The sequence below is a fragment of the Anaerostipes butyraticus genome (genome assembly GCF_016586355.1).
In the GTDB taxonomy this organism is placed as follows: Bacteria; Bacillota; Clostridia; order Lachnospirales; family Lachnospiraceae; genus Anaerostipes; species Anaerostipes butyraticus.
Map to the genome: position 1 here is coordinate 22,928 of NZ_BLYI01000002.1, position 13,181 is coordinate 36,108.

The following is a 13,181-nucleotide window of genomic DNA, read 5'->3' on the forward strand; positions in this document are numbered from 1 at the left end:
ATCTTACAGTTCTGTCACTTTTCATCCATCATTGTTTTTTCATCTGAAAACCATTATACTTGAATTAAAGAAAAATCTATACGGAGGTGGCATCGTGTATCTGAAAAATGAAGATGTAAAAATGGAAGCAGTTGAAAATGCCCGCGGCGGCAAAGGAACCATTTATAAAACCAGTTTTCTTACGAAAACAGAAATGAAAAACAGCAGCCGTTTATTTGGCAAGATCGTAATTCCGCCAGGATGTTCTTTTGGATATCATGAACATCAGGATGAAGGAGAAGCCTATCATATTCTCCAGGGCACTGGTCTTTACAATGATAATGGAGAAACCTATGAAGTTCATGCCGGTGACACAACTTATACTATGAGCGGCTGTGGACATGGTATTGAAAATATCGGAGATGAAGATCTGGTTTTGATCGCTCTGATTCTTCTGGACAAATAATCTGCATAGGATGAAAAAAATCAGCCATACTATCTTTACGAAAGGGGCTGATTTTTTATGGAGAAAAAGAAAAAACGCCAGTTAACCAACGAAGAAATTGACGAACATATCTTTGACTACTGCAGTGTTTGTTCCGCATCTGACTGCACCGGCCTGATCCGGGTGGAGCCAGCCACAGAAGAAGAGGATGAAGCTTATCTGGATCTGTATCCTTATAAACCTCCTTTCATTCCTGAAGATGTGGAACCGGAAGAAGATTCTTAAAAACAAACGGGAAGTCCTCCTCTGCCGGATTATGACTTCCCGTTGTCTGATTATGCTTCAAATGGATGAAAGACCGGCTGCATCCGGTCAAAAGTGCAGATTCCCTGAAATCCGATTTCTTTGAGCAGTTCCTGCATTTCTTTCACATCTTCCCCAATCCTCTCTTCATTATGGGCGTCCGATCCAATGGTAATGACTTCTCCTCCCATTTGATGATACAGCTCAAGAATCTCTCTGGAAGGCATCAGACTCTTTAACTTGTAAGCTCTGCTTGATGTGTTGAGCTCGATTCCCCTGCCATCCGGAATGATCACTTCAAAAATCTGTTTCACTAAATCCTGTATTTTTTCAAACGGATACTCTCCCTGAAGATCATATCGTTTGATTACATCCATGTGTGCGATCACACTGTAATTCTTATAAATTTTTACTGTTTTCAGAATCTCTTCATAATATCTTCGATTATACTCTTCCTGCGTTTTTCCCTTCTGAAAATCCTGTCTCCAGAATTCTTTGTCATCTACCTGATGGAAAGAAAGCAGTACAAAATCAAAAGGATATTTTTTAAATGCTTCTTCATATTCCGGAACCGTATGAACCTGAACCCCAAATTCAATTCCCGCTTTCAGGCAGATCTGATCCTGATACTTTTCCTTCATTCTGAAGAATTCCTCAAAATAGCTGTCATAATCACATTGATCTACTGTCGGGATTCCATAATCGACATGCTCAGTGAAACAAAGTTCATCCAGACCTGTCTCAATGGCTTTCTTTATTTCCTTCTCCATCGGGCAGTCAGTATCTTCACTAAAATAAGAATGTACATGATAATCTGCTAACATTCAAAACCTCCTGATTATTCTTCCTTTTTCAGAAATGTCATGGAATTTCTCGGGAATCCGATGCGGACTTTGGTCCAGGCCCCTTCTTCCGATTCAATGGAAAAATGAAGCCCCAGCTTCCTCGAAAGACAGCTGCACAGATATAATCCCATTCCTGTTGATTTTGCATATTTTCGTCCTGTAGTTCCAGTATATCCTTTTTGTGTTACTTTTGGAAGGTCTCTCGGAGAAATTCCTATGCCATTATCCGTAATTTCCAAAATAACCTGTTCTGATAATTCTCTTTCCCGAAACTCTATCTGACAGTCTCCCTCTCTCCTGTATTTTACTGCATTGATGATAATCTGTTTCAAAATAAACTCAATCCACTTTTCATCACTGTAAATTGTCTTTTCCAGATTTTCCATTCTGACTCTTACTTTTGATTTTATCAACAGTCTGGCATTGGTCCTTAACACTTTTTCCACAACTTCTTTTATATTCAGTTCCTTTACCATGTAGTCTTTCTCAACGCCGCTGCTTCTGGCATAATACAGCGCCTGATCCAGATAGTAATCTACCTTTTCTACTTCTTCTGCCATTTGCTTCATCCGCTCATCCGGATGATTTTCCGCTATCAGTTTCATTGCGGCAACCGGGGTCTTTACTTCATGGATCCACATCTCGATATACTCCCTGTATTCCGCGGACTGCCGTTTATAATTCAAAAGTTCATCATTTGCATCTTTACAGATATCCTGCATATAATTCCAGAACATTTTTCCTTCCATAAATTCTGGTTTTCCCAGCATTTCCGAAATGAGATATTTATGATCCATTGTTCCAAAATATTGTTTCAGATCATGATAAAATCTTCTCTTCCTCATATAGTCATAGACAGCCGCAATGAGCATACATAAAATACCAATACATGCAATGTAGATGACTGCAAACGTATCCAGATTCAGAGTAAGTAAAATAAATATAAGAATCACAAAAAACAGAATCTGAAGAATAAAATTCATCTTATAGTCTTTGACATACTCTCTGACCGTCATACTATATACCCCTGGCCTCTCTTTGTATGAATCTGATTTTTCCATCCAATGGATTCCATTCTTTTTCTCAGGCGATTTACATTAACAGTCAGAGTATTATCATCTATAAATTCATTAGACTGCCATAACATTTCCATCAATTCATCTCTGGAAACAATGCTCCCCTGATGCTTTATTAATGTATACAAAATACGTATTTCATTTTTCGTCAGTTCGATTTTTCTTCCCTCATATTCTGCGGTGCTGTCGTTCAAGCATACTCTCAGTCCTTTACACACAATTGCATTTTGCGTCTCTGTTTTCTGACTTCTTCTTAGAATTGATTCAATCCTTGCCATCAGAATCTGGGTATTATATGGCTTTGTAACAAAATCATCTGCTCCCAGATTCATACTCATTAATTCATCCATTTCACTGTCTCTGCTCGTTACCACAATAATCGGGACATCTGACCGGCTTCTGATTTCCCTGCAAATATAATATCCATCAAGAACAGGCAGATTGATATCTAAAAGTATCAAATCTGCCTGTTCTTTTATACAATCTTCAATTATTGTTTCATAGTTCGTCAGAGATTTTGCTTCATATCCATATCTGGATAAGAAGCCGCACAGTTCATCACGGATCGGTTTATGGTCTTCTATTACTAAGATTTTCCCTTTTTCCATTATCCGCTGCCTCTGCTTTCTGTCTTATTTTTTTGGTATCATTGCTTCCATTCCGCCCATATACGGCCGTAATACTTCTGGAATCCGAACACTTCCATCTTCCTGGAGGTTGTTTTCCAGGAACGCGATGAGCATTCTTGGCGGAGCAACAACTGTATTATTCAGTGTATGAGCAAAGTAGTTTCCATTTTCTCCTTTGACTCTGATTCTTAATCTTCTTGCCTGAGCATCTCCAAGATTAGAGCAGCTTCCTACTTCAAAATATTTTTTCTGTCTTGGTGACCATGCTTCTACATCCACAGATTTTACTTTCAGATCTGCAAGATCTCCGGAACAGCATTCCAGTGTTCTTACCGGAATATCCATAGAACGGAATAAATCTACTGTATTTTTCCACAATTTTTCATACCAGTCTTTGCTTTCTTCCGGCTTGCAGACAACGATCATTTCCTGTTTTTCAAACTGATGAATTCGGTAGACTCCTCTTTCTTCAATACCATGAGCTCCCTTTTCTTTTCTGAAGCATGGAGAATAACTTGTCAATGTCCTTGGAAGTGATTCTTCTTCTAATGTAGTATCAATGAATTTTCCAATCATAGAATGCTCACTGGTACCGATCAGATACAGATCCTCTCCTTCAATTTTGTACATCATGGCATCCATTTCATCAAAACTCATAACTCCTGTTACGACATTGCTTCGAATCATAAACGGCGGAACACAATAAGTAAATCCACGGTTGATCATAAAATCTCTTGCATAAGCAATCACTGCAGAATGAAGTCTGGCAATATCTCCCATCAGATAATAAAAACCATTTCCTGCTACTTTTCTTGCACTGTCTAAGTCAATTCCGTCAAAACTTTCCATAATGTCTGTGTGATATGGGATTTCGAAATCCGGAACAACCGGCTCGCCAAACCTTTCAACTTCCACATTTTCACTGTCATCTTTTCCGATCGGTACGGATGGATCAATGATATTTGGAATCGTCATCATGATCTTTTTGATCTTCTCTTCTACTTCTTTTTCTCTCTCAGAGAGCTCTTCAATCCGATCTGCAAAGGATGTTACCTGCTGTTTTACTTCCTCTGCTTCCTCTTTTTTTCCTTGTCCCATCAATGCGCCAATCTGTTTGGACATCTTATTTCTTTTTGCTCTCAGACCCTGTACTTCCTGTTTAATTTCCCTGTTTTCTTTATCGAGTTCGATCACTTCGTCAACTAAAGGAAGTTTCTGATCCTGAAACTTATTTTTAATATTCTGTTTCACGATCTCCGGATTTTCTCTCAAAAATTTAATATCTAACATAATTTCCTCCAATAATGATTATATTTTACTGATTGATACAGTCTTCTAATGTTATAATTTCTTCTTTTGATAAAGCAGTTTTGGATTCTCCATTTACAATTTCTTTTGCATAAACATAGGCGCCGTTCTGACTGTTCATTCCATTTAATAAAGTTCCATTGTTATTGTCATCCAGAAGGCCGATCACAAAACTTGTCTCGCCTCCCATATCAGGAAAGGCATTGTACTTATACACTTTCATTTTAGAAAATACATGAGAGTACTGTTTTCTCATTTTATTCATGTCCCGGTCAATTCTTCTCTGTTCTCCTACAATATCATTCATGACATCAAAGTTTTCATAAATTTTTTCTTCCATGGATTTTCCATCATGACCAGTCATAAAAATCCTGTATCTTTTTTTCAGACGGCTGACTTTCACCAGCAAGATGATGATCAGCAGAAAAGCAAGTAAAAACGCACCCGAAAGCCCCAGAATCAAATACAGGGGATCGATGCTCCTTAACATGTCTAACATTTTATGTGTTCCTCCTAAATTGATCGAATCATATCTACAATTCTCTCCAGTTCATCTCTGGAATAGTATTCGATTTCAATCTTTCCTTTATTATTTTTTCTATTTTTAATGCTGACTTTACTTCCAAGGATCTGCTTCATTGATTCTTCCAAATCTTTATACAGAAATTGATACTCTGTATCTTCCTTCGCTTTTTCTTTCTTTGGACGATTCAGATCCTTTACCATTTTTTCAATGTCCCTTACACTGAGCTTCTCGTCAAATACTTTCACTGCAATCTCATACTGCAGATCTCCGTCATGGATCGCAAGCAGCGCCCGTGCATGTCCTGTGCTGATCATCTCTTCTTCCAGCATATCCTGTACTCTCGGATCAAGTTTTAAAAGTCGAAGCGAATTCGTAATCGCAGCACGGCTTTTACTTACTTTTTCAGCAATCTGATCCTGTTTTAAATGATGCTCTTTCATAAGTCTCTGATAAGCCAGTGCCTCTTCGATTGGACTTAAATCCTCTCTCTGAATATTCTCAATCAGAGCGATCTCAACAATCTCATTTTCATCAAAGTCTCTCACAATGACTGGAACCTTGTCTACTCCTGCTATTTTGGCAGCTCTCCAGCGGCGTTCTCCTGCAATGATTTCATAATATCCATCTTTTTTCTTTACAAGAAGCGGCTGCAAAACCCCATACTGCTGAATGGAATCTGCCAGTTCCTGCAGACTGTCTTCATCAAATTGATTTCTTGGCTGATCTGGATTTGGTTCAATTTCGTTAATTGAAAGTGTCATCTCCGGATATTCAGATTTTTGTTTTGTCATCTCTGCTATATCTTCCATCTTTGCATCTGGAATTGGAGCGCTTGGTATTAATGTATTCAGTCCTCTCCCAAGTCCTTTTCTTTTTCCTGACACTATTCCATCCCTCCATTTTCAATTACTTCTTCCGCAAGAAATCCATAACTCTCCGCCCCTACTGAACTTGGATCATAAAGATTAATCGGGAGTCCATGACTAGGAGCTTCAGCCAGTCTTACATTTCTTGGGATGATGGTCTTATAAATATTCTGGTTCAAATAAGATTTAACATTCTCAACAACCTGCAGCGAAAGATTCGTTCTCGCATCATACATTGTAAAAACCACACCCTCAATAGTTAATTTTGGATTCAGGCTCTTTTGGATCAGTTCAATCGTATAGATCAGCTGAGTCAGTCCATCCAGTGCGTAAAATTCACATTGAATTGGTACGATTACCGTATCCGCTGCGGTCATTGCATTTACTGTCAGCATTCCAAGCGCCGGCGGGCAGTCAATAATGATAAAATCATAATTATCCCTGATTTTTTTCAGATTTTCCTTCACAATATACTGCATTCTATCCACAGTCATCAATTCAATCTCTGCACCAGCCAGATTGCGGTTTGCAGGAAGAAGTGATAAATTATCGAAAAGTTCTTCTCGAATACATTCCTGGATAGAATATTCATCTGTGATTACTTCATATATGGTCTTATCCAGATTATTTTTGTCCAGGCCTAATCCTGTCGTTGTATTTCCCTGGGGATCCATATCAATAATCAAGGTTTTCTTGCCTCGGGCTGCCAAAGCTGCTGAAAGATTTACGGCTGTGGTCGTCTTTCCCACGCCTCCCTTTTGATTCGCAATAGCAATAATTCTTCCCATATGATTCTCCTTTTAGAACTCATTATAACACTATTGTTTTTTCTTTTCTATATGTTTCACGTGAAACATTTGTATAAAAAAAAGATATCATTCAAAAAATGTTTCACGTGAAACATTTTTTGAAATCCCATAAAGAAAGAATTCTGCTTTACAATATTTTTCGTCTGCGGCGGACTGCTGCTTCTTCATAATATGATCCTTACGGAGCATTTTTATTTTATAAAAAACCATTTCCATGAAATAGAAAAAGCAGCGCAAATGCGCTGCTTTTTCTATATACATTTTTACATCTGCTCCGGACACTGAATTCCTAATAATTCCAAAGCATCTGAAATAATATTTTTTGCAAGAATAACAAGTTTGACTCTGGCTTTCATAAGATTCTCATCTTCTATGTTACACTGGTTCTCATGATAAAAACGATTAAATGCCTGAGCTACTCCCATCACATATCTTGATACTACAGATGGTTCCAGACGATCCGCTGCTGTTTTAACTGCTTCAGGGAATTTTTCAATTTCCTTTAAGAGTGCTACTGATGTCGGATCTGTAATCAGAGAAGGATCTATTTCTCCAACTTCTGTCAGTCCTGTTTTTCTTAAAACACTGGCTGCTCTTGCATACGTATACTGAACATAAGGCCCTGTTTCTCCATCAAAACTATGAATCTTATCCCATGTAAATGTTACATCTTTAATTCTCTGATTATACAAATCATTAAAGATAATTGCACCGATTCCCACTTTATGAGCCACATCATCTTTATCTTCAAGATCCGGATTTTTCTCTTCAATAATCTCCTTGATCTTAGAAACAGATTCTTTCAAAATATCTTCAGCATAAACAATATTTCCGCTTCTTGTAGAGAGTTTTCCTCCTTCCAGACTAACAAGTCCATAAGGCACATGAATCAGCTGATCCTTTGCCCACTCATATCCCATCAGTTCTACAACTTTAAATACCTGCGCAAAATGAAGTTTCTGCTCCAATCCGGTAACATAAATACATTTATCAAAATGATACGTATTCTTACGATAGAAGATTGCTGCCAGATCTCTTGTTGCATAAATAGAACTTCCATCCTTCTTTGTAATCAGACACGGAGCCATATCATACTCATCGAGATCAACGATCATTGCGCCTTCGCTTTCTTTCAGAAGTCCTTTTTCTTTTAATTCTTCTACCACTGCTCCGGTTTTATCCCGATAGAAACTTTCTCCGGTATAATGATCAAAATCTACATTTAATATCCGGTAAATTCTTTTATATTCTACCAGACTGATATCTTTAAACCATTTCCAGATAGAAAGAGCTTCTTCATCTCCCTCTTCCATTTTTACAAACCATTCTCTTGCCTGGTCATTCAAAGAATCATCTTTTTCTGCTTCTTTATGGAATTTTACATACAGATCCAGAAGTTCCGGAATTCCTCTCTCTTCTACAGCTTCTTTGCTTCCCCATTTTTTATAGGCTACGATCAGCTTTCCAAACTGGGTTCCCCAGTCCCCCAGATGGTTGATGCGTTCCACATGGTATCCAAGTTTTGTAAAAATATGATACAGCGAATTGCCAATGATTGTTGTACGAAGATGTCCTACATGGAAATTTTTCGCTACATTTGGTGAAGAATAATCGATACAGATCGTCTTCCCTTTTCCTATATCCGAAGATCCATATCCCTTCTGAACCTTGCCAAGTACTTCTTTCACAAAGACTTCCTTATTTACATAAAAGTTCACATATGGTCCTGCTGCCTCAACTTTTGAAAGATCATCAGATTCCGGGATCTTCTCAGCAATTTCCTGAGCAATCATATTCGGCGCTTTGCGGAATATTTTTGCCAGCTGAAAACATGGAAAGGCAAAATCTCCCATATCCTCTTTTGGAGGGATTTCCAGAATATCAGAAATCTTATCCTTATCAAGTTCCTCTATCGTCTGATCTAATAGGCTGATTATTTTCTCTTTCATTTTTTTCTCCTTTTTGTTTTTATTTCATTAAAGCCTGTATGATAACCGAATTTGTCTTCCATCTCACAATAGAAAATTCTTTTGTCAATTCTTTATCTAAAGTATACTTTTTATTTTTAAAAATCGAGATGTCTCCTGGTATTTTCGGCTTCATCTGAAATCTTATTAATGTTTTATCCTCATCGATATACGTTTCGATATTTATGACGTAAACTCCGATTTCATATAACATAAAACGAATCACAGCATAAAATCCTTTTAAAAAGGACAGATGAAGCAGCACATCAGACAGATCGTCTGTTTTTTTGTAATTGATTCGTACGTCCGGATGAACCGCCTTGACATGTTCTATCAGCTTCCAAAACGCAGGAAGAAATGGTATGATTTCATCTTCACTCTGATTCCCGGTACTGGAAACAAAATAATTTTCTTCCAGACCTTTCAAATATCCGGACAGCATATGAATCTTATCTTCTTCTTCCTGTATTTCTTTTTTCCTGCTCCTGATCCTGGCGTCAAGTTCCGAAGTGTCCACCATATTATCTTCTTTTTTGGTTTCTTCCTCAAAATCGAGGGGAGAAAAGACTTTTCGAATCTGATAGATCCGATTTTGATCTGATACATCTTTTACCTTACGATCTTTTTCTTTCTGATCCTGATACAGTTCTCTCGATAAAAGTTCTTTTGTCTTATAGTGTTCACTGACCTCCTGTGTCAGATAATCATAAATCTGATTGATTAAATTATCTTTATCCATTTTCTTTTCCATTTAAACCACCTTTATCTCTATCATAAACGAAAAAAAGAAGAAAGCAAAGTATTATTGTATCAAAAGCAAGTTTATCATATAATAGTATCATAGAGTATAAAAGCTGGTACCCGACACAGAAAGGAGTTACCTATGAAAAAATATAATAAACTGAAAAATTTGGCAGTGCTTGCGGTGCTGACCACAGCAGGCATCTATCTGATCAATCGTGCCATCTTTTTTATCTGCAGTTTGAAAGATGCTCTGCCATCCACAAATGCTAATACGTATCAATGGAGATTTGGCAATATCTTCTATACAAAGCAGGGACATGGAAGTCCGATTCTCCTGATTCATCAGCTTAACAGTGGAAGCAATGAATTAGTTTACCGGGATATGATCCATCCTCTTGCCAAACATCATACTGTCTATACCATGGATCTGATCGGCTGCGGTCGCTCTGACAAACCTAAAATCACCTATACCAGTTATCTCTACGTACAGCTGATCAATGATTTTATCAAAGACATTATACACGAGAAAACAGATATTATTGCCGCCGGCAATTCCTGTTCTATCGTTGTACAGGCCTGCAATATGGAAAAAGAAAACTTCAACAAACTGCTGTTTATCAATCCTGATAACATGTCAGTTTCAAAACATTTCCCTGGCCGACGCAGAATGCTTCTGAAATATATGCTGGAATGCCCGATTTTTGGTACCTTTACCTACAATATCATTCATTCCATGCCAATGGTGGAACATCGCTTCTATAAAAAATATTATCAGAATCCATCCAATGTAAAAGCTTCATATGTAAATGCTTACTATAATGCGGCTCATCTGGGCGGATCCCGATGCAGATATTTATATGCCAGCCTGAAATCAGGATATATTGACTGCAACCTGATGAATGCCCTTAAGAATGTAGACAACAGTATTTACCTTGCTATCGGTCAGAATATACCGGATGCTCAAAATACACTGGAACAATATCAGGTCGTCAACCCTTCCATCGAAGGAAGCTTTGTTCATAATACAAAATATCTTCCTCAGCTGGAGGATCCTGAGAGTCTGCTGAATATATGCCGGATTTTCTTTTAATGAATCGGCTCTTTTGATGGCAGCCCCGCTTTTCTCGGAAAGCGTTTTGGGGCTGCTTTCTTTTTTCTTATTTTCAGTATCGTACGATGAATATCCGTTCCCGGAATCTCAAAGGATACTACATCTTCCATTTCTCCTCCAAGAATCTTCACTGCTTTTTCTGATTCTTTTATTTCCTGACTTACATCACCGGATTTATACGGCAGGAAATATCCTCCTGCTGATACATATGGAATACAGTATTCTGACAAAACAGAAAGATTGGCAACGGCCCTGGAAACCACATAGTCAAAGTTTTCCCTGTATTTTTTCTGTTTTGCAAAATCTTCTGCACGGCCGTGCAGGGCTTCAATTCCCTCCAGCCCAAGTGCGTCAATGACTTCCTGCAGGAATCGAACTCTCTTATTCAAAGAATCCAGCAAAAGAATTTTCATTTCCGGAAATGCGATCTTAAGAGGAATCCCTGGAAATCCTGCCCCTGTTCCAAGATCCAGGAGTTTTTTTCCAGATGTTTCCAATCCGGTTTTTACAAAAGCCAGACTATCCACAAAATGTTTATCTATAACTTCCTCTTTTTCTGTAATAGCGGTCAGGTTCATCACTTTATTCTTCTCAACCAGCATTTCATAATATTTCTGAAAACAGGCAGTCTGACTGTCATCCAGAAACAGCCCCATCTGCTCAGCTTTTTGTCTTAATCTTTCCATTTTTATCTCCTGTGATGCATCTGTTCCAGATAAATCAACAGCACCGAAATATCTGCCGGCGAAACACCTGAAATTCTTGAAGCCTGCCCGATGGACGCTGGTCTGATCTTAGATAGTTTCTGTCTTGCCTCAATCCTCAGACTTCCAACATCCTCATAATCAATATCTTCCGGAATTCTTTTCTTTTCCATTTTCTTAAACTGTTTCACCTGTGACATTTGACGCCGGATATATCCTTCATATTTTATATTGATATTTACCTGTTCCTGAACATCTTCCGGCAGCGCAGGACGCTCAGGATCAATTGGCGCAAGCGCCATATAATTAAGTTCCGGACGGCGGATCAGTTCCTTGATCGATGCTCCAGATTTCAAGGCTGTACTTCCAAGAGATTCCAGAAGACTCTGTACTTCTTTTCCCGCTCCGATATTTACATGATCAAGCCGTTTTTCTTCTTCCTCTATCTGCTTTTCCTTTTTCAAAAGATGCTCATATCTTTCATCATCAATCAAACCAGCTTCGTGACCGATTTTGGTCAGCCGCAGATCTGCATTATCCTGTCTGAGAAGCAGACGGTATTCTGCTCTGGAAGTCATCATGCGATATGGCTCAAATGTTTCTTTCGTTACCAGATCATCAATCAGAACTCCTATATAAGCCTGAGAACGATCTAAAATGATCGGATCTTTTTCCTGAATCATCCGTGCCGCATTGATTCCGGCCATCAGTCCCTGAGCTGCTGCTTCTTCATAACCGGAGCTTCCATTAAACTGTCCTGCGCTGAACAGGCCCTGAATCGCTTTAAATTCCAGAGATGGTTTTAACTGCGTTGCATCAATGCAGTCATATTCGATCGCATAGGCATTCCGTATGATTTTTGCATTCTCAAGCCCCGGAACACTGTGATACATGGCATACTGCACATCCTCAGGGAGAGAACTTGACATTCCTCCCACATACATCTCACTGGTATATTCCCCTTCCGGCTCAATGAATACCTGATGTCTTGGTTTGTCCGGAAATTTTACGATCTTATCCTCAATCGACGGACAATAACGTGGCCCTGTGCCTTCGATCGCTCCGGAAAACAGCGGAGAACGATCAATATTCTCTCTGATAATCTGATGTGTTTCCTCGGTCGTATACGTAAGCCAGCATGAAATCTGATCCCGTCTGATATCCTCTTCCTTATTGGTAAAACTAAATGGAACGATCTTCTGATCTCCAAACTGCTCTTCCATCTTATCAAAATCAATCGTATTCCGGTCAATTCTCGCCGGCGTTCCTGTCTTAAATCTCCGCATGGAAATTCCATTGGCTTTTAATGACTCCGTAAGATAATTTGCTGCCTGAAGGCCATTTGGTCCTGTCTCATTTGTTACATCTCCATAGATACATCTCGCCTTCAGATAAGTACCTGTTGTGAGAATTACTGCTCTGGCATGATAAACAGCCCCGGAATAAGTTTTAACGCCTGTGATCTTTTTGTCTTCCACAAGGATATCTGTTACTTCTCCCTGACGCACCGTCAGATGATCTGTATTCTCCATGACTTTTGTCATTTCCATGGAATACATCTTCTTATCTGCCTGAGCTCTCAAAGAATGAACCGCCGGACCTTTCGACCGATTGAGCATCTTTGACTGAAGATATGTCTTATCAATATTTTTCCCCATCTCACCGCCAAGCGCGTCTACTTCCCGTACCAGATGTCCCTTAGAACTTCCTCCTATGTTAGGATTACACGGCATCAGTGCAATGCTGTCCATGCTGACAGTAAAACAGATAGTTTCAAGTCCAAGCCTTGCGCATGCCAGAGCCGCTTCGCATCCGGCATGCCCTGCTCCTACAACGACAACATCATATGTTTCTTCTAAATTTCTCATT

14 protein-coding genes are annotated in these 13,181 nt (G+C 38.8%); 3 read left to right on the forward strand and 11 right to left on the reverse strand.

Annotated elements, in window-relative coordinates:
* The first annotated feature begins 94 nt into the window (after positions 1-94).
* Both JMF81_RS00135 and JMF81_RS00140 read left to right on the forward strand, forming a co-directional pair.
* On the forward strand, positions 95-445 hold the full coding sequence (locus tag JMF81_RS00135) for a cupin domain-containing protein (protein WP_201309499.1): 351 nt from the start codon (positions 95-97) through the stop codon (positions 443-445).
* A 57-nt stretch (positions 446-502) separates the two neighbouring features.
* Complete coding sequence (locus JMF81_RS00140; RefSeq protein WP_201309500.1) at positions 503-709, forward strand: hypothetical protein; 207 nt, start codon at positions 503-505, stop codon at positions 707-709.
* A 50-nt stretch (positions 710-759) separates the two neighbouring features.
* Here the strand turns inward: JMF81_RS00140 and JMF81_RS00145 are convergent, their stop codons facing one another.
* The 9 genes from JMF81_RS00145 to JMF81_RS00185 all read right to left on the reverse strand — a co-directional run bounded on the left by JMF81_RS00145 (position 760) and on the right by JMF81_RS00185 (position 9,504).
* A complete protein-coding gene (locus JMF81_RS00145) occupies positions 760-1,551 on the reverse strand; it encodes a histidinol-phosphatase HisJ family protein (RefSeq protein ID WP_201309501.1) in 792 nt (263 codons plus the stop codon).
* Between the two features lie 14 nt (positions 1,552-1,565).
* Positions 1,566-2,588, reverse strand: a complete 1,023-nt coding sequence (locus tag JMF81_RS00150) for a sensor histidine kinase (protein ID WP_201309502.1) — start codon at positions 2,586-2,588, stop codon at positions 1,566-1,568.
* Positions 2,585-3,256: a response regulator transcription factor gene (locus JMF81_RS00155; protein ID WP_201309503.1), complete on the reverse strand. Its 672-nt coding sequence runs from the start codon at positions 3,254-3,256 to the stop codon at positions 2,585-2,587. The genes JMF81_RS00150 and JMF81_RS00155 overlap by 4 nt, the downstream gene beginning before the upstream one ends.
* 24 nt (positions 3,257-3,280) lie before the next feature.
* Positions 3,281-4,567, reverse strand: coding sequence for a serine--tRNA ligase (serS, locus tag JMF81_RS00160; protein WP_201309504.1), 1,287 nt, complete (start codon positions 4,565-4,567; stop codon positions 3,281-3,283).
* Positions 4,568-4,592: 25 nt separating this feature from the next.
* Positions 4,593-5,084, reverse strand: a complete 492-nt coding sequence (locus JMF81_RS00165; RefSeq protein WP_201309505.1) for a DUF4446 family protein — start codon at positions 5,082-5,084, stop codon at positions 4,593-4,595.
* 14 nt (positions 5,085-5,098) lie between these two features.
* Entirely contained in the window at positions 5,099-5,995 is an 897-nt protein-coding gene (locus JMF81_RS00170) for a ParB/RepB/Spo0J family partition protein (RefSeq protein WP_201309506.1), read from the reverse strand.
* Positions 5,995-6,765 carry a ParA family protein gene (locus tag JMF81_RS00175; RefSeq protein ID WP_201309507.1) on the reverse strand — a complete coding sequence of 257 codons (771 nt, stop codon included), beginning with the start codon at positions 6,763-6,765 and terminating at the stop codon, positions 5,995-5,997. Before JMF81_RS00175 ends, JMF81_RS00170 begins: the two co-directional genes overlap by 1 nt.
* A gap of 284 nt (positions 6,766-7,049) precedes the next feature.
* A complete protein-coding gene (gene argS / locus JMF81_RS00180; protein ID WP_201309508.1) occupies positions 7,050-8,735 on the reverse strand; it encodes an arginine--tRNA ligase in 1,686 nt (561 codons plus the stop codon).
* Between the two features lie 19 nt (positions 8,736-8,754).
* Positions 8,755-9,504, reverse strand: a complete 750-nt coding sequence (locus JMF81_RS00185) for a hypothetical protein (RefSeq protein WP_201309509.1) — start codon at positions 9,502-9,504, stop codon at positions 8,755-8,757.
* Between the two features lie 132 nt (positions 9,505-9,636).
* On the opposite strand from JMF81_RS00185, the gene JMF81_RS00190 reads away from it, so the two are divergent.
* A complete protein-coding gene (locus JMF81_RS00190; protein ID WP_243282489.1) occupies positions 9,637-10,587 on the forward strand; it encodes an alpha/beta fold hydrolase in 951 nt (316 codons plus the stop codon).
* On the opposite strand, the gene rsmG is transcribed toward JMF81_RS00190, so the two are convergent.
* Both rsmG and mnmG read right to left on the reverse strand, forming a co-directional pair.
* The gene (gene rsmG, locus JMF81_RS00195; RefSeq protein WP_201309510.1) at positions 10,584-11,294 is read right to left on the reverse strand and encodes a 16S rRNA (guanine(527)-N(7))-methyltransferase RsmG; all 711 of its coding nucleotides are present in this window, start codon (positions 11,292-11,294) and stop codon (positions 10,584-10,586) included. The genes JMF81_RS00190 and rsmG overlap by 4 nt on opposite strands.
* 2 nt (positions 11,295-11,296) lie before the next feature.
* Positions 11,297-13,180 (reverse strand): tRNA uridine-5-carboxymethylaminomethyl(34) synthesis enzyme MnmG, encoded by a 1,884-nt coding sequence (gene mnmG, locus JMF81_RS00200; RefSeq protein WP_201309511.1) that lies wholly within the window; start codon positions 13,178-13,180, stop codon positions 11,297-11,299.
* Between the last annotated feature and the right edge of the window lies 1 nt (position 13,181).

Bases quoted from the DNA above. Each gene is read 5' to 3' on its own strand.
- JMF81_RS00140 (WP_201309500.1), top strand. From the start codon at position 503: ATGGAGAAAAAGAAAAAACGCCAGTTAACCAACGAAGAAATTGACGAA.
- JMF81_RS00145 (WP_201309501.1), bottom strand. From the start codon at position 1,551: ATGTTAGCAGATTATCATGTACATTCTTATTTTAGTGAAGATACTGAC.
- JMF81_RS00150 (WP_201309502.1), bottom strand. From the start codon at position 2,588: ATGACGGTCAGAGAGTATGTCAAAGACTATAAGATGAATTTTATTCTT.
- JMF81_RS00155 (WP_201309503.1), bottom strand. From the start codon at position 3,256: ATGGAAAAAGGGAAAATCTTAGTAATAGAAGACCATAAACCGATCCGT.
- serS (WP_201309504.1), bottom strand. From the start codon at position 4,567: ATGTTAGATATTAAATTTTTGAGAGAAAATCCGGAGATCGTGAAACAG.
- JMF81_RS00165 (WP_201309505.1), bottom strand. From the start codon at position 5,084: ATGTTAGACATGTTAAGGAGCATCGATCCCCTGTATTTGATTCTGGGG.
- JMF81_RS00175 (WP_201309507.1), bottom strand. From the start codon at position 6,765: ATGGGAAGAATTATTGCTATTGCGAATCAAAAGGGAGGCGTGGGAAAG.
- argS (WP_201309508.1), bottom strand. From the start codon at position 8,735: ATGAAAGAGAAAATAATCAGCCTATTAGATCAGACGATAGAGGAACTT.
- JMF81_RS00185 (WP_201309509.1), bottom strand. From the start codon at position 9,504: ATGGAAAAGAAAATGGATAAAGATAATTTAATCAATCAGATTTATGAT.
- JMF81_RS00190 (WP_243282489.1), top strand. From the start codon at position 9,637: ATGAAAAAATATAATAAACTGAAAAATTTGGCAGTGCTTGCGGTGCTG.
- rsmG (WP_201309510.1), bottom strand. From the start codon at position 11,294: ATGGAAAGATTAAGACAAAAAGCTGAGCAGATGGGGCTGTTTCTGGAT.
- mnmG (WP_201309511.1), bottom strand. From the start codon at position 13,180: ATGAGAAATTTAGAAGAAACATATGATGTTGTCGTTGTAGGAGCAGGG.